General features: G+C 63.3%; 14 protein-coding genes, 1 tRNA gene and 1 other annotated feature. Of the genes, 12 read left to right on the top strand and 3 right to left on the bottom strand.

Annotated features, from left to right (window positions below; all coding sequences use genetic code 11):
• The 5 genes from AB5Y53_RS03465 to AB5Y53_RS03485 all read left to right on the top strand — a co-directional run.
• Positions 1-4,355: beta strand repeat-containing protein (locus AB5Y53_RS03465; RefSeq protein ID WP_368181127.1), on the top strand; the 4,355-nt coding region annotated here is incomplete at its 5' end.
• A gap of 71 nt (positions 4,356-4,426) precedes the next feature.
• Entirely contained in the window at positions 4,427-7,063 is a 2,637-nt protein-coding gene (locus AB5Y53_RS03470) for a sulfotransferase (RefSeq protein WP_368181128.1), read from the top strand.
• Positions 7,051-8,346 (top strand): TolC family protein, encoded by a 1,296-nt coding sequence (locus AB5Y53_RS03475; RefSeq protein WP_319907794.1) that lies wholly within the window; start codon positions 7,051-7,053, stop codon positions 8,344-8,346. Before AB5Y53_RS03470 ends, AB5Y53_RS03475 begins: the two co-directional genes overlap by 13 nt.
• Positions 8,347-8,398: 52 nt before the next feature.
• Positions 8,399-10,507 (top strand): ATP-binding cassette domain-containing protein, encoded by a 2,109-nt coding sequence (locus AB5Y53_RS03480; protein ID WP_368181129.1) that lies wholly within the window; start codon positions 8,399-8,401, stop codon positions 10,505-10,507.
• A complete protein-coding gene (locus tag AB5Y53_RS03485; RefSeq protein WP_368181130.1) occupies positions 10,497-11,711 on the top strand; it encodes an HlyD family efflux transporter periplasmic adaptor subunit in 1,215 nt (404 codons plus the stop codon). The genes AB5Y53_RS03480 and AB5Y53_RS03485 overlap by 11 nt, the downstream gene beginning before the upstream one ends.
• Positions 11,712-11,898: 187 nt before the next feature.
• Here the strand turns inward: AB5Y53_RS03485 and AB5Y53_RS03490 are convergent.
• Together AB5Y53_RS03490 and AB5Y53_RS03495 are read right to left on the bottom strand one after the other, a co-directional pair.
• A tRNA-Arg gene (locus tag AB5Y53_RS03490) sits at positions 11,899-11,975 on the bottom strand.
• Between the two features lie 50 nt (positions 11,976-12,025).
• The gene (locus AB5Y53_RS03495) at positions 12,026-13,177 is read right to left on the bottom strand and encodes a flagellar assembly protein FlgT (protein WP_368181131.1); all 1,152 of its coding nucleotides are present in this window, start codon (positions 13,175-13,177) and stop codon (positions 12,026-12,028) included.
• Positions 13,178-13,442: 265 nt separating this feature from the next.
• Between AB5Y53_RS03495 and AB5Y53_RS03500 the strand changes: the two genes are divergently transcribed.
• Together AB5Y53_RS03500 and AB5Y53_RS03505 are read left to right on the top strand one after the other, a co-directional pair.
• Complete coding sequence (locus tag AB5Y53_RS03500; RefSeq protein ID WP_010673310.1) at positions 13,443-14,063, top strand: FlgO family outer membrane protein; 621 nt, start codon at positions 13,443-13,445, stop codon at positions 14,061-14,063.
• Positions 14,064-14,151: 88 nt separating this feature from the next.
• Positions 14,152-14,577: an LPP20 family lipoprotein gene (locus tag AB5Y53_RS03505; protein WP_010673311.1), complete on the top strand. Its 426-nt coding sequence runs from the start codon at positions 14,152-14,154 to the stop codon at positions 14,575-14,577.
• 538 nt (positions 14,578-15,115) lie between these two features.
• Here AB5Y53_RS03505 and pheA read toward each other — a convergent pair.
• Positions 15,116-16,288: a prephenate dehydratase gene (gene pheA / locus AB5Y53_RS03510; RefSeq protein ID WP_103244400.1), complete on the bottom strand. Its 1,173-nt coding sequence runs from the start codon at positions 16,286-16,288 to the stop codon at positions 15,116-15,118.
• Positions 16,289-16,326: 38 nt separating this feature from the next.
• Positions 16,327-16,460 (bottom strand) — a sequence feature (Phe leader region).
• Positions 16,461-16,651: 191 nt separating this feature from the next.
• Between pheA and AB5Y53_RS03515 the strand changes: the two genes are divergently transcribed.
• The 5 genes from AB5Y53_RS03515 (at position 16,652) to AB5Y53_RS03535 (ending at position 20,798) form a co-directional block, all read left to right on the top strand.
• Positions 16,652-17,251, top strand: a complete 600-nt coding sequence (locus AB5Y53_RS03515; protein ID WP_368181132.1) for an HAD family hydrolase — start codon at positions 16,652-16,654, stop codon at positions 17,249-17,251.
• A gap of 114 nt (positions 17,252-17,365) precedes the next feature.
• Positions 17,366-18,229 carry a hypothetical protein gene (locus tag AB5Y53_RS03520; RefSeq protein ID WP_162726160.1) on the top strand — a complete coding sequence of 288 codons (864 nt, stop codon included), beginning with the start codon at positions 17,366-17,368 and terminating at the stop codon, positions 18,227-18,229.
• Positions 18,230-18,317: 88 nt separating this feature from the next.
• On the top strand, positions 18,318-18,872 hold the full coding sequence (locus AB5Y53_RS03525; RefSeq protein WP_039041373.1) for a DUF3157 family protein: 555 nt from the start codon (positions 18,318-18,320) through the stop codon (positions 18,870-18,872).
• A gap of 178 nt (positions 18,873-19,050) precedes the next feature.
• Positions 19,051-19,680, top strand: coding sequence for an outer membrane beta-barrel protein (locus AB5Y53_RS03530; RefSeq protein WP_039041374.1), 630 nt, complete (start codon positions 19,051-19,053; stop codon positions 19,678-19,680).
• A 173-nt stretch (positions 19,681-19,853) separates the two neighbouring features.
• Positions 19,854-20,798, top strand: coding sequence for a DUF523 and DUF1722 domain-containing protein (locus tag AB5Y53_RS03535; protein ID WP_010673317.1), 945 nt, complete (start codon positions 19,854-19,856; stop codon positions 20,796-20,798).
• The last annotated feature ends 27 nt before the right edge of the window (positions 20,799-20,825 follow it).

Below are 20,825 nucleotides of genomic sequence, written 5' to 3' on the forward strand. Positions count from 1 at the left end.
CCACGGGCGCGGTGACCCTGATTGGAAACCCGGACTACGAGACCAAGGGAAGCTACAGCTTCACCGTGGTGGCCACCGATGCGGCAGGCAACGCCAGCGAGCAGGTGGTCACCTTGGGGGTCAACAACCTGGACGAAGTGGCCCCGACCATCACCTCGGGGACCACGGCCAGCGCCATCGATGAAAACAGCGGCGCCGGGCAGGTGGTTTACACCGTGACCAGCACCGACAGCGGCGACATCTCGACCGGCAGCACCAGCTACAGCCTGAAGGCGGGAGCGGACGCGGCGCTGTTCAGCATCAATGCTGCCACGGGTGCCGTGACCCTGACGGGCAACCCGGACTACGAGACCAAGGCCAGCTACAGCTTCACCGTGGTGGCCACCGATGCGGCGGGCAACGCCAGCGAGCAGGTGATCACCTTGGGCATCAATAACCTGGACGAAGTGGCGCCGACCATTACCTCGGGGACCACGGCCAGCGCCATCGATGAGAACAGCGGTGCCGGGCAGGTGGTCTATACCGTCACCAGCACCGACAGCGGCGACGTCTCGACCGGCAGCACCAGCTACAGCCTGAAGGCGGGAGCGGACGCGGCGCTGTTCAGCATCGATGCCGCCACGGGGGCGGTGACCCTGACCGGCAATCCTGATTACGAAGTCAAGGGGAGCTACAGCTTCACCGTGGTGGCCACCGATGCGGCAGGCAATGCCAGCGAGCAGGTGGTCACCTTGGGCATCAATAACCTGGACGAAGTGGCGCCGACCATCACCTCGGGGACCACGGCCAGCGCCATCGATGAAAACAGCGGCGCCGGGCAGGTGATTTACACCGTGACCAGTACCGATAGCGGCGACGTAGTGACCGACAGCACCAGCTACAGCCTGAAGGCGGGAGCGGACGCGGCGCTGTTCAGCATCAATGCCACCACAGGGGCAGTGACCCTGACGGGCAATCCGGACTACGAGACCAAGGGAAGCTACAGCTTCACCGTGGTGGCGACCGATGCGGCGGGCAACGCCAGCGAGCAGGTGGTCACCTTGGGGGTCAACAACCTGGACGAAGTGGCGCCGACCATCACCTCGGGAACCACGGCCAGCGCCATCGATGAAAACAGCGGTGCCGGGCAGGTCGTTTACACCGTGACCAGTACCGACAGCGGCGACGTCTCGACCGGCAGCACCAGCTACAGCCTGAAGGGGGGAGCGGACGCGGCGCTGTTGAGCATCGATGCCTCAACAGGGGCGGTGACCCTGACGGACAACCCGGACTACGAGACCAAGGCCAGCTACAGCTTCACCGTGGTGGCGACCGATGCGGCGGGCAATGCCAGCGAGCAGGTGGTCACCTTGTCTGTCGCACCAGCTATACCTGTTATCACTGGCATTGTGCTCGCCGGTGAGACCCTGGGCGTGGGGGATACTGCAACTATCACCATCTTTATCGACGATGATCATGGCATACCGCTAAACGCCATTGACGGCACCCTAGCGGGTTACGACCTCACCAACCTGACCCGTATCGACAACCAGACCTACAGCGCCCAGTTCACTGTTGTCGAGGGAGGGCAGAGCGTAGCTGTGAGCGGTTCGATACCGCTGTCATTTTCGCTGGAAGATGGCATCGGGCGTGATACTGCGCTTTACAACACGCCTGTGCCGGGTATGCAGGCGATCACCGATTATTCGACCACCGATTACCGGCTCTACGTTGACTCTGATGCCAGCGCCGCGGACTTGCTGAGCCTGGGTTTCAATATCCAGCACTCTTATGATTCCGACTTAGTCATCAGCCTGATCGCCCCCGATGACTCGAGTATCACGCTGGTGTATCAGAGGGGGGCGAGTGGTCACAACTTCATCGATACGGTGATTGCTCCAGGTGGCAGTGCGCTGGCGGATGGCTCGGCGCCTTTTACCGGCACCTTCACCCCAGAACAGGCCTTCAGCAACCTGACGGGGGGGGCGCGCGGGGTTTGGACGCTGCGGATAGCAGACGAGGCACAGGCGGATGTTGGCTATCTGCAGGGCTGGAACATCCAGTTCACGGACTACTCCGGCAGCATGGGGCCGACTTCGATAGATGCTGTATTACCCGTGATCACCTCCGCTGATATGGCCACGGCCATCGACGAGAATAGCAATGTTGGGCAAACCATCTACATTGCAGCGGCCACCGATGCCAACAACGTCACCTATAGCCTCAAGGCGGTGGACGACCATGCCGCCTTCAGCATCAACGCCAGCACGGGCGCGGTGACCCTGACGGGCAACCCGGACTACGAGACCAAGGTCAGCTACAGCTTCACCGTGGTGGCCACCGATGCGGCGGGCAATGCCAGCGAGCAGGTGGTTAGCTTGGGGATCAACAACCTGGATGACACAGCGCCGACCATTACCTCCGCTGCTACCGCAACAGCTATCAGCGAGAACAGTGGGGCAGGCCAAGTCGTTTACACCGTCACGAGCACTGACACCGACGACATAGTGACCGGCAGTACCAGCTACAGCCTGAAGGCGGGAGCGGACGCGGCGCTGTTCAGCATCAATGCCGCCACGGGCGCGGTGACCCTGACGGGCAACCCGGACTACGAGACCAAGGCCAGCTACAGCTTCACCGTGGTGGCCACCGATGCGGCAGGCAATGCCAGCGAGCAAACCGTCACCCTGGCTATCAACGACTTGGTGGATGAAACCGCACCGACAGTCAGCAGCATCGCCATCAGTGGGGAAAGCGGTGCACAGAGCGGGCGCCTGAATGCAGGCGATGTGGTCAGCGTCACCGTGACCATGGATGAAGCAACCGTGGTCGATACCACGGGCGGCACACCCCGTGTGGCGCTGAATGTCGGTGGCAGCACCGTCTACGCCGATTACGTTTCGGGCAGTGGTACGGCCTCCTTGCTGTTCCAATACATCATTCTGGCGGGTCAGACCGATGCCAACGGCATCAGTCTGGATGCCAATGCACTGCAAGCAAACGGCGGCACCCTGCGTGATGCGGCGGGCAATGCCGCTACCCTGACTCATGGTGCGGTAGGTGATAACGCCAGCTACCTGGTGGACACCACGGCCCCGGCTGTCAGCAGTGTGGGTATCACGGGGGCCAGCGGTGCACAGAGCAACACCCTGAATGCCGGTGACGTGGTCAGCGTCACCGTGACCATGGATGAAGCGACCGTGATCGATACCTCAGGCGGCACACCCCGTGTGGCGCTGAATATCGGGAGCAGCACCGTCTATGCCAATTACGTCTCGGGCAGTGGCACGGCCTCATTGCTCTTCCAATACACCATTCTGGCGGGTCAGGCCGATGCGAACGGCATCTCGATCGTTGCCAATGGCCTGGAGGCCAACGGTGGCACCCTGAGCGATGCCGCGGGCAATGATGCGAACCTGAGCCATTCCCAGGTGACCGACAACGCCAGCTACCTGGTGGATACCACGGCGCCTGTGGTGAGCGGGGTCAGCAGCTCTACGGCAGCGGGTACCTATGGAGTGGGGAGTGTGATCAGCATCCAGGTCGGTTTCAGCGAGGCGGTCACCGTCTCTGGCACGCCGCAACTGACTCTGGAAACCGGCGCCACGGATCGGACCATCAATTACGTCAGTGGTTCAGGCTCCAATACCCTGACCTTCAACTACACGGTGCAGGCGGGGGACACCAGTGCCGATCTGGATTACCTGAGCGCGGGGGCGCTCGGCCTCAATGGCGGCACCATCCGCGACGTTGCCGGCAACAACGCCACCCTGACCTTGCCGACCCCGGGTGGGACCGGTTCGCTCGGGGCAAATGAAGCCATCGTGATCGACACATCTGGGCCTGTGGCCGACACCAGCATAGTGGTGTTTGACCTGGTGCAGGGGGTCAGTTCCGACCACAGCAGCCGTACTTTCGATGCAAATACCAGTTACACCATTTATATCCGTGTTGAGAGCCAGAAGGCCGAGATGAGCACGGCAGGTAATGGGCCTGGAACCTGGGGAATGTGGTCGGGGGCCAATAATCTGGGGGCGGATGACAAGGTGGTGTTTGTGGGAACGGGGCAGGGGGTCATGGCCAAGAGCGGCTCGCAATGGCGCGTCGTAGGAAGAGCGGATGCAGGCCGTAATGGTTCGAACACACAGGATTACTATGCGATATATACGATGTCAGTTCTGGGCATGACGGTTTATGCCAAAGGAACAGTCTATCGTGGCATAGCATGGAGCACCGGACAGGTTCCGGGGGCTCTCTATGGGAACGGCGATTTGTGGAACGGCACCTGGGCCCACATCAATGCGGGAAAAGTCTTCAATGATGCACATATGCTCCAGATGCCAAACGGTGTCCTGACCTCTCAAGGGCTGGTCTGACCCGGCTCTAATTATCCACCCTTATCGCCCCTCATGGAGGGGCGATCCAGTCCCAGGATCCCGCGGTTCCCATGAGTTCACTCTCCCTATTGCGCACGCTGGCCTTGCAGCAACAATTTGTGCTGTTGCAGGAGGCCTGCAGCGCCCCACAACACCCCGCCGAACAGGTATTGCTGGCGCTGGCCTGTGCCCAGCTTGGCGAGCTGGATGCTGCACGCCACGCGCTGGCAGGGCTGGATCTTGCCGCTCTTGACGTCGACGGACGTGTCGACCTGGCTGCCGTCCAACTGCTCTTGGGTGAGCTCGACATGGCGCAGGCGCTGCTCGAGGCAGCCCGGCATGACGCACCGGATCATGCGTTGCTGCTGGCGCGGCTGGCGACCTGCCAGCTCAGGCGCCAGCAGACGGCGGCGGCGCGGCAACTGTATGAGCGCAGCCTTTTCCTGGCGCCCAATATCCTGTTCTATCAACAACTGCTGCGCCTCTATTTGCAGGACGGGGCCATCGCATTGGGCGAGCAACTGCTGACCCGGGCCGAGGCCTTCTGGGAGGGGGAGCAGGAGCACTGGCCCGAGCCACAGGCGGCCTGGCATAGCCAGCAATTGCGAGGTCTGCGTCTGGAGTTGTGGCTGGCGGCAGAGGAATATGCCGTCGCCGATGCCTGGCTGGACGAGCAGCAACGCTTGCTGGACGAAGAGGATTATTGCGGCCTGGTCAGGGGGTACGCCCAGCGGCTGGCCGAGCAAGGTCGCCATGCCCAGGCCGAGGATGCCTTGTGCCGGGGAGGAAGAGAGTATCCCGACCATCCCGGCTTGCATCAGCATCGCGCCGAGCTGGCTGAGCTGCAAGGGCGCTCGTCCCAGGCCATCGCCTTGCTGCGGCGGGCCATCCATCTGGCGGGCCAGCAGCAACAGCCCGTGCTGGCATTGCGCCTCAAGCTGGTTGCCGTCGCGACCCAGGGGCAGACGGCGCTGGCCAGAGAGATGGCCACTCAGGCACTCGAAGAGGCGCAGGCATTGCCGCCGTCAGAGCGTCTCGACGGGGCTTCCCGATCCCACTGGCTGGCCGAAGCACAGGTGGCGCTGGCCGGGGTCGAGGCGCAGGAGCAGCAGTATGATGAAGCCGACGCGCGCTACAGCCAGGTGCTGCAAGCGCATCCGCAACAGGTGCCGGCCTTGCTGGGGCTGGGGCAGTTGTACCTGCAACTGGGACGAATTGAGGAGGCGGTGGCGCTGTTTGAACGGGTCAAGGTGCTCGACCCGGTGCGCGGATATGCCTCGCTTATCAATGCGCGGCGCTTCCCGGAGGATGACGCCACCCTGCACCATCTGGAGGTGCTGGCCCGCCGCCCCGGTCCAGAGGGGCTGGTGAAACCCGGTCTGCTGTTGCAGTTGGCGGCCTCCTGGGAGAAACGCCAGGACTATGCCAAGGCCTTTGCACTCGCCGATGAGGCCAACAGCGCCAGCCGCGCCTTGCTCGGCTATGACCCGGCGGCGCACCGGCAAGCTTGCGCGCGCATCCGTCATGCCTTCAGCAGATCGCTCTATGAACATCGCCGGGGTATTGGCAATGACTCGACGCTGCCAGTGTTCGTGCTGGGCATGCCGCGCTCCGGCACCACGTTGATCGAGCAGATGCTGGCCGGCCACAGCCAGGTGCATGGTGCGGGCGAGCTGGGGCTCATCCCCGGCGTGATTGCGGGCCTTGAACGGTGGGAGCGCCGGGTCGGTTCCGGCCGACATTACCCCGACTGTGTGGACGATCTGGACGCCAAGGTGATCGCGGGCATCACGGGCAATCTTCTCAAAGAGCTGCGGGAGTATGCTCCCGGGGCGCGGCATGTGGTGGACAAGCTGCCCCACAACTTCGAGAACATCGGTCTCATCAAGCTGCTCTTCCCCCATGCGCGGATCATCTCGGTGCGGCGGGATCCCCGCGATATCGCCATCTCCAACTACTTTACCGATTACGCAGCCAAACACGGCGGCATGGGCTTTGCCTATGACCTGACCTGGATAGGGGAGCAGCTCGCTGACCATAACCTGCTGATGCACCACTGGAACCAGCTTTTCCCCGGGGAGATCCTGGAGGTGATCTACGAGGATGTGCTGGCGGACCCCGAACGCGAGGCGCGGCGCATGCTGGATTACGTCGGGGTGGCCTGGGAGCCTCAGGTCCTCAATTTCAGCGAGTTGCAACGGCCGGTGAAAACAGCCAGCGTCTGGCAGGTGCGCCAGCCGCTGTACAAGAGCTCCATGGCCAGATGGGCGTGTTACGAGGCCCATCTGGCCCCGCTGCTGTGCGGCACCAATGCGCGCATCCAATGGCAGCCAATCGACGACATGGTGGCGCTACCCGTGCCCGGCTTGCTGGAAACGGGCGTGGCGCGCTACCGCGAAGAGAAGCTGGACGAGGCCGAGCACTGCTTCAAGCAGTTGCTGCATCACCTGCCCGAGCACGCTGCCGCCACCTTCATGGTGGGGCTTGTCTATGTGCGCAAGGGCCATCTGGCCGAAGGCATCGCCCTGATGCACAAGGCCCACGAACAGTGCCCCTGGCATGGGCAATGGCGCGAGGATCTGGCGCAGGCATATACGCTATCGGGCGAGCCGGAAAAGGCGGCGCAGCTGATGCGCAAGGTGCCGCCTGTGGCACAGACAGCCTTGCCCCACAACGAACAGGAAATCGACGAAGAATGTTCATGGTAACTAGCTTGCCGCAGTTGAGGCGACATGGCCTGCTGCTCCTGAGCCTGGCCGTGTTGACCCTGCCCGCGAATGCACAACAGGCCGATGGCTTGCAGGCGGCGTTGCAGGCGGCCCTGAGCCAGCACCCTGCCGTGAGTGGCAAACGGGCACAGATCGAGGCAAGGGAATACTCTGCCGATGCAGCCCGCAGTCAGCGCTACCCCAGCGTGACTGCCCAGGTGCAGCAGGATGCTGAAGCCACCACGGGGGAGGATCGCGCCACGCCGGTGACGTTGCGCGCTCGCCAACCTTTGTGGGCATTCGGGCGCATCGACAACAGCATTGCGTTTGCCGATGCCGACACAGAGGTCGAGCGTGTCGACCTGCTGCGAGTGCGGCGCCAGTTGCTGGAGCAGACCGCCGTGGCCTACTCCAATGTCCTTGGCAGCCGTCAGCGCCTGGAGGTGGTTCAAGCCAGTCTGGCTGCCCATCAGTCGCTGTTCGAGCAGATCAGCCGCCGGGAGCAGGGTCAGCTGGCATCGACGGCCGATGTTCGCCTGGCGGCCACTCGCCTCGCGCAAGCCAGGGCGAGGGTGGAGCGATACGAAGGGGAGCTGGCCATTGCGAGAAGCGATCTGCTGGCCCTGACCCAGACGCCCGTACCGGCCCGACAACCGGTGACACCGGATCTGCTGCAGGTCAGCGAGGGCGAGGCATTGCACCAGGCCGCCCTGCAGGGCAGCGCCGAAGTGCGTTACAAGAAGCAGGAGATCGAGCGGGCCAGGGCGAGTGTGGAGCAGGTCAGAACAGCCTCCATGCCCACGCTCTACCTGCAAGCAGAGCAGGATTACGATCAGCCATCCTACCGGGATGATACCCGGGTCAGTTTGGTGCTGGAGGGCACGCTGGAGGGGATGGGCTTTGCGACCCGAGGCAGGACAGACGCAGCGGTGGCGCAGCAGAGCGCGGCCGAAGATGACCTGGCCTACGCCGTCAGCGAGCTGGAGCGCAGCGTGCGTCGCCTGCAACGCAGCCGTGAGCTGCAGGCCGGGCTGGTGCGGGTACAGACTGAGTCACTGGCGGAGTTGGGGGCCGTGCTGGGATCCTATCAACGCCAGTATGTGGCAGGGACCAAGAGCTGGCTCGATGTGCTGAATATCCAGCGCGAATTCAGTGAACAGCAGTTGCAACTGGTCCAGGCAAAGAGTGACTGGGAGATTTACTCCTTGCAATTGGCTGCCCTGACAGGGGGGCTGGATCCCCTGGTGACCTTGAACGGTGAGGAGTTACAACCCCATGGATAGGCAAACCGCCGAGCAGGCGCCGCACGGCATGTCATCTGCGTTGGTGACACACTTGTTGGCTACGTTACAGATCCCGTTCGACCGCGATGCACTGGCACAGGCGTGGGAGCAAGCGGCGCCAGCCACTGCCACCCTCGGGCCCGCACAGTGGTTGAGGCAGGTACTGATCCAGGCCGGATTGAAGAACCTTGCACCCGTGCAACTCGCCTGGCGTCGTCTTGATCAGCGCCGCTTGCCGGCACTGGTCTGTTCCCAGGGGGAGTGGGTGCTGGCGGAGCGGGATGCCACGGGTTGCCTGACCCTGCTCGATGGGGCAGGGATGCGCCGTGAGGCCGATGAGAGCGAGCTGCAGGATGCCCTGGTGGTCTGGCTGCGGGCACCGGTGAGCAGACGTGCCGATGCCGACAGTGTCTTCTCCGGCAACCTGGCGTCTCGCCTGGTGTGGCGAGAACTCTTTCGAGAGCGGGGCTGGCTGTGGAAAGTCATCGTGGCCACCGTGCTGGTGAACCTGCTGGCCGTCGGCACGTCCATTTTCGCCATGCAGGTCTATGACCGTGTGGTGCCGACCCTGGCCTATTCGACCCTGACCACCCTGGTAACCGGCATGGGATTGATCATCCTGCTGGACTGGATGCTGAAGATCACCCGGGCCAGGATCCTGGACAGCCTCTCCTGTGCCGTCGACAAGCGGGTTTCGCAGCAGGTCTTCGAGCATGTACTGCATCTGCGCCTGGATCAGCAGCCGCGCAGCCTGGGCACTCTGGCGGCCCAGGTTGGCGGGCTGGATGCCGTGCGTCAGTTCTTCAGTGCCGGCGTGGTGTTTGCACTGGTGGATCTGCCCTTTGCTGCCCTGTTTCTGGCATTTATCGCCATCATCGGCGGCGCGGTGGGCTGGGTGTACACCCTGCTGCTGCCAGTGGCATTGCTGCTGGGATATGTCAGCCAGTGGCGCCTTCGCGCCTTGCTGTCACAGCAGATGCTGCGCAGCAACGAGCGCCAGGGGTTGCTGGTCGACACGATCCGGGGCGCAGAGACGATTCGCGCCAACAATGCCGGCTGGCGTTTTGCACAGGAGTGGCAAGACGTGACGGCGACCATCGATGGCTACAACATCCAGCAGAAGGCGGTCAGCAGTTTCTCCAGCGTCAGCACCAGCAGCCTGTCAACCCTGGCTTATGTGGCCGCCGTGGTTGTCGGGGTATGGCAGATCGAGGCAGGCCTCCTGACGATGGGGGGGATGATCGCGTGCAGCATCCTGGGGGGGCGGGTGATCGCCCCCATCGCCCAGAGCGTCCAATATCTTGCGCAGTGGCAGCAAGTCAGACAGGCGTTGCAGATGGTGCACCAGGTCTTGTCCCTGTCGCGGGATCGGCGCCCGGAGCAGCAACTGCTGCTGCCGGACGAACTCCCCAGGGAGGTGGCCCTGGAGCGCGTGCGTTTCGCTTATCCCGAATCGCCCATCTGCCAGCTCGACATCGAGCGCCTGCAGTTCAAATCCGGTGAGCGGGTATTGCTGGTCGGGCCGATCGGGTGTGGCAAGTCGACGCTGCTCAAGATGCTGGCCGGCCTGTATTGCCCCAGCGAAGGCCGCATCCGTCTGGGAGACGCCGATCTGTGGGAAATCGATCCCCAACTGGTGGCAAGCCAGGTGGGGTATCTGCCGCAAGCCGTACAGCTGTTCAAGGGCACCCTGCGCAGCAATCTGGCCCTGACCGGCGTGACCAGCGACTCTCGCCTGCTGCAGATCACCCGCGAGCTCGGCATCGACGGCATTGCGGCATCCAGCCCTCAGGGGATGGATCTCGTGATCAGCGAGGGAGGAGAGGGGCTCTCTGGCGGCCAGAGGCAGCTGGTTGCGCTTGCTCGCGTCCTGATCAACCAGCCCAGGGTATGGCTGCTGGACGAACCGACTGCGGCCCTTGACGGCGAATCTGAGCAGCGTGTCTGGACGGCCTTGCAAGGGGCGATACAGCCCGAGGATATCGTGATTGTGGCGACCCACAGGCCCATGGCGGCCGCCCGGCTGGCGACGAGGGTCATCGCCATGCAACAGGGGCGGGTGGTAAAAGATGGCACGCCGGATCGGGTGCTGACACAGATGCTCGCCCGACCGGCGGCATCTTCGCACCCTGGCAAAGGAGGAATGCTTGATGTGGTCTGATCGTTTCCTGCAAGACGATGATGCGCGTACCCAGGCTCGGATCCGCAAGTTGCAGAACTCTCACCGGGGCCGTCAGGGCTGGTTGTGGATAACGGCGCTCCTGATGGCGATCTTTGTTGCCTGGGCCTCATGGTTTCGGGTGGACGAAGTCGCCCGTGCCACGGGCGAGGTCATTGCCAGCAGCCGGGTGCAGATCATCCAGTCGGTGGATGGCGGCGTGCTGGAGCAGTTGCTGGTCAAGGAGGGGGACAGGGTGGCCCCCGGTCAGTTGCTCGCCCGTCTGGAGCAGACCAGAGTGGGGGCGTCGGTCGGAGAAGTGGAGGCCCGCCTGTTTGCGCTGGAGGCGAGGGCCACCCGGCTGCGGGCGGAAGTCATCGGTGAACCGCGACTCACCTTCTCACCTGACCTGCTGGCACGCTCTCCCGAGACGGCCCGTGTCGAGGAAGCGCTGTTCAAGCAGCGCCAGACCGGCCTCAGGGAAGAGCTGAGAACCATGCGAGTGGCGGTGTCACTGGCCCAGAAGGAGCTGCGTCTGGTGGAGCAGCTCTATGCTGATGGCGATGCCAGCGGCTCCGAACTGCTGCGGGTGCAGCGTGGGCTCAACGAGGCCGAGGCCCGGCTGGTGAACCGGCGCAACCAGTTCCTTGAGGAGGCCAGACTGGAGCTGGCCAAGGCGGAGGATGACATGGCGCAGGGCGTGCAGACCCTGACCCTGCGCAAGCAGGAGCAGCAGGACAGCATGTTTACCGCCATGGTGCCTGGCATCGTCAAGAACATCCGGGTCACCACGGTGGGCGGTGTGCTCAGGGCCGGGGAGGAGCTGATGCAGATCATCCCGGTCGACGACGATCTGATGATTGAGGCCAAGGTGAGCACCGCGGACATTGCCCGTGTGGTGCCGGGTCTGGAAGCGACGATCCGTTTCGACACCTTTGACTACACCATCTTTGGCGGCGTGAAGGGGGAGGTGGCCTATGTCAGTGCTGACAGCCTCAAGGAAGAGACCAGTCGCGGCATGGACATCTATTATCGCGTGCGGATCAAGCCTGCCAGCTACCCCGTGACCTCCACGACGGGCAGGGAGATCGATGTGTTGCCGGGGATGACGGCCCAGGTGGATATCCGCACCGGTGATCGTACCGTGATGGACTACCTGCTCAAGCCCCTGCGCAAGACCCTGAGCGAGTCATTCGGAGAGCGCTAGATGGGATTGAGGGGACGTGACCTCGTCCCCGAGCTGATGCCTGCCTGATCTGGCGGGCATGGCGCACAGGCCGTGGCGAGGGTTGTCGCTCCCCGAGGCCCGCCATGTGGCGCCCGGGATGAGGGGGAAATGGCGCAGAAACGCACAAGGGGCTGGCATCATGACGATGCCAGCCCCTTGCTGTGTATGGTGTTCCCGACTGGAGTCGAACCAGTGGCCTGTCCCTTAGGAGGGGACCGCTCTATCCTGCTGAGCTACGGGAACCTTGTGGCGGGCATTATACAAGAAGCATTGTGCTTTTAAACCCTTGATTCCTATTCCAATACGGCCAGGTCACCGATTTGGACATTGAACGGCGAATATTTGTTCTGACTGCTGATGATGGCGCCATCCTCGAACACCTGCACCACCTCGAACAGACCGTCAGCGGGGTTGCGCATCACCCTGGACTTGCCATAGGGGTCGACGAAGTCGGCGCTGTGCTGAACCCGGAACTGGTCCCCGAGCTTGACCCCGTTGCGACGGCCCAGGTTGATGTGGGGGCCGCGCTCGTGCTGGGCCACGATCCGGGCGGTGACGGGGGCACAGGCGAGTTCGGCGGCGATGTCCTGGGCCGCCTCCATCAACTGGTAGCCCACCTCCTGGCCAAAGCTCGACTGCCAGAACTGGCCGCCGCTGCTGCCCACCTGTTCCCGCTTGGAGAAGGTCCAGTTGGCGCGGCCCTTGTACTCCTTGCGGCCGAGCAGGCTGCCGTTGATGCCGTCGAACAGGTAGAGCTGCATGGAGAAGTTGCGCACGGGATCCTCATACCAGCTGGTGAGGGCGTTGCCCTGGGGCTCGAGGGAGAGGTCGTCGATGCTGCCGAGCACCAGATACTGGCTGTCGGTGCGCAGGCTCAGGGCCTTGATCTCCTCGAGGGCGCTGCGATCCCCCTGTTGCAGATGGAGAGGGTCGATGCGCAGATTCTCGTCCAGCCACTGGCGAGCGACCACCTGGGGTGTCGTCGCCAGGGTTTCAAACAGCCGGCGGGAGAGATCGGCGGGCATGTCGTCCAGGGCACCGGTGCTCGCCTGGTCCGGGTAGCGCATGCGCAGGCGCACCAGCGTCAAATCCTTGGCGTAGTGCTGGGTCTGGCAGATCTGCCGCTCCGCCTGGATGTCGGCCACGAGGGTGATGTACATGCGGCCGTTGCGCACCTCTTCGCGCTTGAGGCGGTACTGACGGATGTCGCCGCCGGAGCGGATCTGGATCTGCTCGGAGCGCAGGCTGCCGTTTTCCAGGCGCTGGATGCTGGAGACGGAGGCACCGCTGGCCAGCAGCGCCTGGCGCAGGGCATCCCGGGTCGCCTGCTCGCGAGCGTAGACCTCGTCGCCCCCCAGAATGGCGGCACTGCCCTGGGCCTCGATAAGTTCGGCCCTGGCCGACAGGCTGGCCAGCAGCAGGGTGAACAGCAGCGAAACTTTCATAACAAACACCTTGAGTGGGCGACCCCGCTGCCGCCGGTGGGGCGGGTCAGGGATCCTGGACACAGATCCGGTCTGCACCGGAGCGGGTGACCAAATAAAAGCAAGAACCATGCCTTCTTCCCTGGCCGGAGCCCCTACGGTGGGCTCCGGTGGCGCAATGCGCGCCTCTGCCCGGGGATCATCGAGGATCCTGCGCGCATTCCCGCCTCAAGTGTTGGCGGTTGCGACCGATAACAGGTCAGGTGCAGATACAGGAAAGGTATCCATGAAGAGAGTTATCACGGTGCTGGCGGTGGCACTGGCATTGGTCGGTTGCGGGTCGGCCGACCCCATCAATCGGGAGCTGGGAGACCCCCGCCAGGCGGCGAAGGGGATGGAGCTCAACTGGCTGGTGGCCCGCATGACGGATCAGCTGATGGAGCGCAAGTCCCTCACGACTCTGACCGAGCCCATTGCGGTCGCCTCCTTTGTCGATCTCGACACCTTGAAGGACACCAACTGGATGGGGCAGCAGATCGAGGAGAGCTTTATCTACGAGCTGAACCGGCGCGGTGAGGTGGTGGTGGACTTCAAGACCACGGGCAACATCCAGGTGACCCCGCAGGGGGACTTCGTGATGAGCCGCAACTACAAGGATCTCTCGTCCCGGCTGCCCATCTCCCGCATCCTGACCGGCACCTTCAGCCGCAATCAGCAGGGGATCCTGGTCAACGCCCGCATCATCGATCTGCGCACCAAGATGGTGGAGACCACGGCCCAGAGCCTGATCCCGAAACAATATTTGTCCGGTGCCAGCAACTCCTTTGGCCGGGCCTCCATCAATCGCGGTTACCTGATGCGGGGGGGCCAGAGCCCGTCCGGCCATCTGGTCAACCTGACCCCTTGAGGTGGCGCGTCATGAAGCGTGAAGCGGGCTGGCTGACATTGAGCCGTGAAACATCGGGTGTGGTGAACAGGAAAACGGGGAAACAGCGATGAAAATCTTGTTGGGTTGCCTGATGGCCATGTTGCTGACGGCGTGCAGTGGCAACCGGGTGGTGAACTATGACGTGGGCGAGAAGCCCGATGACTTCCCGGTGCTCAAGGCGGTGGGGTATGCGGTGATCGACATCCAGCCCGGTCCCTCCCAGTCCGAGAAGATGTTGCAGGCGATCCGCGCCTCCAAGATGGACGCCTACCGGGAGCTGGCGGAGCAGCTCAACGGCCAGCAGGTGCGCGGCCAGAGCAGCTACAAGGACCTGACCCAGACCTCCAACTCCCTGGATGTGTCGGTGGCGGGCATGGTGCGCGGTGCCCGGGTGGTGGCGACCTATCCCCGTGGCAACACCTATGCCACCGAGCTGGAGCTCGACACCCGCAACCTCTATCACCTGAACCAGCTGATGGCGGGCCAGTTCTAGGGCGGGTCCGGGGGGCGCCGGCATCAGCCCGGCGATCATCACGGTACAGACAAAGGCGAGCGCAGGCTCGCCTTTTTGTTTGGCCGGGAAAGAGCTCGGATCTGCGGGGAATAACCGGGGCTGGCGTCTTGGACGGATAGGGCCTGCGGTGAGGATAACCGTGGTTGAGGGGCCGGGCGGGATCCGGCCTGTGGCGAGGAAAAAGGGGGCTGAGGTAGTACAAGAGGCGCCCGGGCGCCGGAATGGCGGCCTTTTTTGTTTAGGGAAATCTAACGATGTAGCCATGTCGTTAAATAAAGCCAAACGATAGAAAGGCCCGGCAGGCGGCAAAAGGGGGCCGCAACGGGAGGAAGATGGCCTGATGGTGAGTGGAAAGACAGCAGCGCCAGGATCCCGGGTCCACGAGGAAGGGGGTGGAGGGCGGTTTAATGCCGGAAGGGAAGGGCGGGACTGGGCCGCGTCTCACGGGGAGGGGGCAGAGAGCACAAAGGCGAGCCGGGGCTCGCCTTTGTGTGGCAGGGGCGGGATCCGCTCCCCATCAGCTTCCCATCAAGACGGGCGGCACGGCGGTCGGCTTGACGTCTTCGCTCGGGTAGCAGCCCAGCACCTTGATGTAGCGGGTGATCTTGGTCAGCTCCAGCAGGGCGGCCTGCATGGCCGGGGTCTGCAGGTTGGCGGAGACATCCAGGTAGAACATCTCCTCCCAGGGGTTGCCCTGCACCGGACGGGATTCGAGTTTGGTCATGTTGATCTCGTGGCTGCGCAGCACCAGCAGCGCCTCCACCAGGGAGCCCGGCTTCTGGGAGGTGGACATGATGAGGGTGGTCTTGGCCGGGATCTGGGGCGCCACGTCGATGGGCTTGCGCGCCACGACTATGAAGCGGCTGTAGTTCTCCTTCTGGTTGGCGAGCTGCTCGGCCAGCACGTCCAGGCCGTAGAGCTCGCCGCCGGCGGCGCTGCCGATGGCCGCCGCTTCCGGGCTTGCCAGCTCCTTCACCTTCATCATGGCGCTGGAGGAGGAGTCGCAGATTTCGTGGCGCGCCCCTTCCAGCTTGCTGAGGTAATGGGAGCACTGCTGGAACACCTGGGGATGGGCGTAGAAGGTCTTGATGCGGGACAGCTCGGTCGGCACGGCGGTGAGGATGCAGTGCTCGATGGGATAGGTGAGCTCACCCACGATGGAGAGGGTGGTGTGCTGCATCACGTCGTACACCTCGTTGATGGAGCCCGAGCTGGTGTTCTCGATGGGCAGCACCCCGAAGGCGGCGCGGCCCGACTCCACGGTGTCCAGCACCTCGCGGAAGTTCTGGCAGTTCACCTCGATCACCTGATCCTTGTAGCGGGCCAGGTACTTGCGGGCGGCCAGGCTCGAGTAGGAGCCGCGTGGTCCCAGGTAGGCGACGCTGGTCATGGGCTCCTGCTGCTGGGGGTTGAGCAGGCTCTGCAGGTAGGCCTGCTGGGAGAGCACGGAGTCTTCGATGATGGTGTGGTAGATGCGGGTGATGTACTGGGCATCCAGTCCGAGGGCGCGCCCTTTCTGGATCAGGGCGACCAGCAAGTCCTGTTCGCGCTGGTGGTCACGGATGGGACGGGGATTGGCCTGCTTGGCGCGGGCGACCTCGATGCTGAGGGTCTTGCGTTTGGCCAGCAGGGCGAGCAGCTCCTGATCCAACTGGGTGATGTCGTGTCTGATCTCGTCGAGCGTTGCCATGGTGGTTCCCTATCCAGTGATTCTGTGGTGTGTGGTGCAAAAAAAAGCCTCCGCTGGGGAGGCTCGATTCGTCTTTGGTTTCTGTTTACGCGAATGGTTCACGTGACGACGGGCCTTCCCTCATGTGGGCCGGGTAAACGAGAAAACAAAGAAGAATGGTGTGTTCATGGGCGTGTCCTGAATGTAACGCCATAACCATTAAGGGATTTGGCGGTGCGATGCAAGTAAAACTTGCCCGGGGGCGTTGAACGGGGCAGGGTGGTGGCTCGGGTTGCCGGGGGAGAGTGAGCGTCGTTCTGGTCCCTGTTTGTGGCAACCGCTGTGACCACATCCGTGGCAACAACACATAGAGGGGACGAGACGATGGCGGTGATCTTCGATCTGGGCAGGGTGGTGGTGCGCTGGGATCCGGTGGCCATAGTGAGTGGGGTGCGCGGACCCGAGGGGGCGACAGCGATCGCGGAGCAGCTGTTCAACCACCCGGACTGGCTGGAGGTGGACAGGGGGACCCTCTCCCTGCACACCATGGCCCGTCAGGCGCAGGGGCGCACCGGCCTGTCGATGGCGGAGAATCTGGCCATCTTGCAGGCGGTGCCGTCCTCCCTTGTGCCGGATCCCGCCATGGTGGCGCTCATCGAAGAATTGCACGGTGCAGGCCACCCCCTCTATGCCCTCTCCAACATGGGGCACGCCAGCATCGACTGGCTGGAGCTGCATCAGTCCTTCTGGCGCTTCTTCAGCGGCAAGGTGGTGTCGGCCCGGGTGCGGATGCTCAAGCCCGAGCCCGACATCTACCGCTATCTGCTGGTGTCGTTCGACCTCAAGGCTGGGGAGTGCCTCTTTATCGACGACAGCCCGGCCAACGTGGCGGCGGCCGAGGCGCTCGGTCTGCGGGGGCTGATCTTCACCGATCCGGCCCGGTGCCGGGCGCATCTGATCGATCAGGGGTTGTTGCCTGCCTGAGGGGAGCCAGTTTCGCTTCGCAGCGAAAAAAGTGGGGGAGGCGTTGATTTGGAGCAAATAATGTACAGTTTTACCCGCACTCTTTAAGTGTATATTCAGCTTGGGGCGGGCAAAATGGTATCCAGTTCATCATCCGGAGTTGTTGTTATGGATGCCAATGTCGTTGCGCTGAATCGGGGATACGATCAGACCTTTCAAGCCAGGGAACAGAGGCTCATCAACACCCTGGCCGGTTACAGCGAACTGCTTGTCTCCTTCTCCGGCCGACTGGAATCCTGCTACAGCATGGATCTGTGCCGGGCCAGCGGGGTGCGATTTCGCGCCATCACCCTGGACAACCCCACCCTCAGCCGCCAGTCGGTGGCCAGGGCACAGCGCTACTGCCGGCACTACGGCATCCCCCATCAGGTGCTCAAGACCGACGAGATGATCTTCAGCGCCCACCTGGGCCACCTCGCCGAGGTGACCGACCCGGTGCGCTACCTCTGCCAGCAGCTCGAACATGAAGAGGGACCGCCGCTGCTGATGTCGGCCTCGGTGGAGGAGAAGCGGGAGTACCTGCGCCGATTCCACAGCCTGCCCGCCAACACCCTCTGGATCTTTGCCGAGCAGGGGATGACCAACCGGGATTTTCGCTACGGCTTTCACAAGCGGCAACTGGCGCTCTGGGGAGACGTGGGGGAGGCCTGCCTGAGCCGGCGCTTTGTCGATATGACCTCCCTGGACAGGCGGCACCTGCGGATGGTCGACATGGCCGAGCAGATGCTGGTGGACATGGGGCTGGGGGGAGCCCAGGTCTTCTTCCATACCCTGGGTGACAGGGTCACCACCCTTGCGAGGATCCGGGTGCCCGAACGGCTGCGGGCCCTGGTGTTCGACATGCAGCCCACCATCCAGAAGGCCCTCAGGAGTGCCCAGTTCGATCTGGTGACCCTGGATCTGGCCACGCTGGAGGATCCCCACCCCCTGGTCATCTGAGCCGGGGCGTAACGTGGGGGGGGTCATAGGCAAGGAGGGCGCGACTCTTTATACTGCCCCCTTCGCATCCTTTATCGAGTGCCTGCCCATGAAACCCCTCTCCCGACTGCTGGTCGCCCTCTGTCTGTGCCCTCTGCTGGCCGAGGCGGCTCCCCTGCACCAGATCACCTTGCCGGATGGTCGCCAGGTGCAACTCAATGACGATTTCACCTGGGAATACCTGCTGGTCAAGCCGGCAGCCACGGTAGCCGGTCAGGCAGTGACGGCGAGTGTCGCGGCCCCGGTGCTGACCGAGCAGGCCATGGCCCATCCCGACTTGCTCTCCCAGGCGACCCGGGACGGCATCACGGTGAAGCTGGACCAGGTGGCGGGGGACGATCCCCTCAGCCTGCAGTTCGTGGTGAGCAACACCGGCAGTCGCAACGTGGTGCGCGTCAACGGCAGCCTGACCCTGTTCAGCGCCGACGGGGTGCAGCTCTCGAGCGAGCCCGTGCGCTTCTGGGTCGGGGAGAACCGCCTGCCTGACTCCTACCTGCGCAAGGGGGAGGCGCGCGCCTCCCGGGCCATCGAGCTGGCACGCCCCGCCGGCCTCACCGGCAAGCCGCTGGTGCGGGTGCAGATCGACGAGGTGGAGTTCCGCTAGGATGACGGCGGGGGAGCCCTCGCTCCCTCGCAGAGTGTTGCACCGGTAACCGCCAGCAATATCCGCTTACATCTGACATGGTTTGGCAACAGCTTGCTCCTCGGCGTTGCCCCCTTTGCCCGTCACAATGGCTCCATTCCAGTTAGGTCCGCCTAACTCAACCCATGGAGTCAACAAAATGCAAAAGATCGCACTGTCTGTTCTGGTTCTGGCCGGTCTCTCTTCCACCTCCGTCCTGGCGCAAGATGCCTTCAGCTATGCCAAGGGCTCTGCCACCTGGGCCCACACCAAGTCTGACTACATCGGTGGCAAGGATGGGGAGAACCGCGACTTCGGCGGCCTGAGCCTGGATCTCTCCAAGAGCTTCACCAGCAATGTCTATGGCCGGATCGGCAGCGAATACACCTCCCGCAGCAGCGGCAACGACAGCATGGCCATCTCCAGCCTGGGGATGGGTGTCTACACCCCCCTCAGCACCGGCCTGAACCTCTACGGTGAAACCGGCCTGATGGGCTACAGCCTGGAACGGGAGCTGGCCTCCGATGTGAACCATTCCGGCTGGGATACCCTGGCCCGCAAGAAGAGCGGCAGCCTCTACGGAGAAGTGGGCCTGCGCTACGACATCGGCGCCGTCGAGCTCTCCACCGGCTATCGCTACGCCAACATGACCGACGACATGCACGACTTCAAGGCGGGGGCGGCCTACAAGCTGACCCAGAACCTGGCCCTCACCGCCGACTACACCTATCGCAACTGGGATCTGCAAAAAGGCTCCATCTCCAGCCTGGGTGTGAAATACAGCTTCTGATCATCCTTCCTGCAGGGTCTTCACCTTTACCCATGACTTCGGTCATGGGTTTTTTTTATGGGGGCTGATCCGCCCGCCGCCCCCTGGCCGTATCAGTTCGCAATAGTTATACAGCTTCCAATTTTTTGTATAACTGCTATAACTTACTCAAGGCTTATACAAGGGGCTTCATCATGTACAAGATCAAGGTCGGTATCAGTGCCTGTCTGCTCGGCCAGGAAGTGCGCTTCGACGGGGGCCACAAACGATCCAGTTTCTGCGAACGGGATCTGGGTGCCCATTTCGACTATCACCCCGTCTGCCCCGAGATGGCCATTGGCCTGGGGGCACCCCGCGCCGCCATCCGGCTGGTGAAACGCCAGGGCGAGGTGCGGGCCGAGGCAAGCAACGGCAGCTTCGATGTCACCGACAAGCTGATTGCCTTCAGCGAGCAGAAGGCACGCCAGCTCGACTTCCTCTCCGGCTACATCCTCTGCGCCAAGTCCCCCAGCTGCGGCATGGAGCGGGTACGTATCTATGGCGCCAACAACGAGGGGAGCGCCAAGGAGGGGGTCGGCCTCTTCGCCAAGGCGCTGATGGAGGCCAACCCCCTGCTGCCGGTGGAGGAAGATGGCCGCCTGTGCGACCCCATCCTGCGGGAAAACTTCGTGCTGCGGGTCTTCGCCTACCACGACTGGCAGCAGCTCTGCGCCCGGGGGATCACCGCCTCAGCCCTGATCCGCTTCCATTCACGCTACAAGTACCTGGTGCTCTCCCACGCCACCACCCACTACCGGGCGCTGGGGCGCCTGCTCGCCAACCTTGGCAAGGCCAACCTGCAGGAGGTGGCCGACAGCTACATCCAGGGGTTGATGGCGGCGCTGACCCTGCGGGCCAACCGCCGCAGCCACACCAATGTGCTGATGCACCTGCAGGGCTACTTCAAGCGGGTGCTGACCCCGGCCCAGAAGCAGGAGCTGTGCGACACCATCGACAAGTACCGCACCGGGGTCTTCCCGTTGCTGGTGCCCCTTACCCTGATCCGCCACTACCTGCGCGAGTACCCGAACCCCTATCTCGCCGAGCAGGTGTACCTCAATCCCCATCCCGACACGCTGAAATTGCGTTACGGGCTGTGAAGGTGTGGCTGGATTTGGCCGATCAGG

Origin of the sequence: Aeromonas sp. R7-5 (assembly GCF_040908015.1) — a bacterium.
GTDB classification, from domain to species: Bacteria; Pseudomonadota; Gammaproteobacteria; order Enterobacterales; family Aeromonadaceae; genus Aeromonas; species Aeromonas caviae.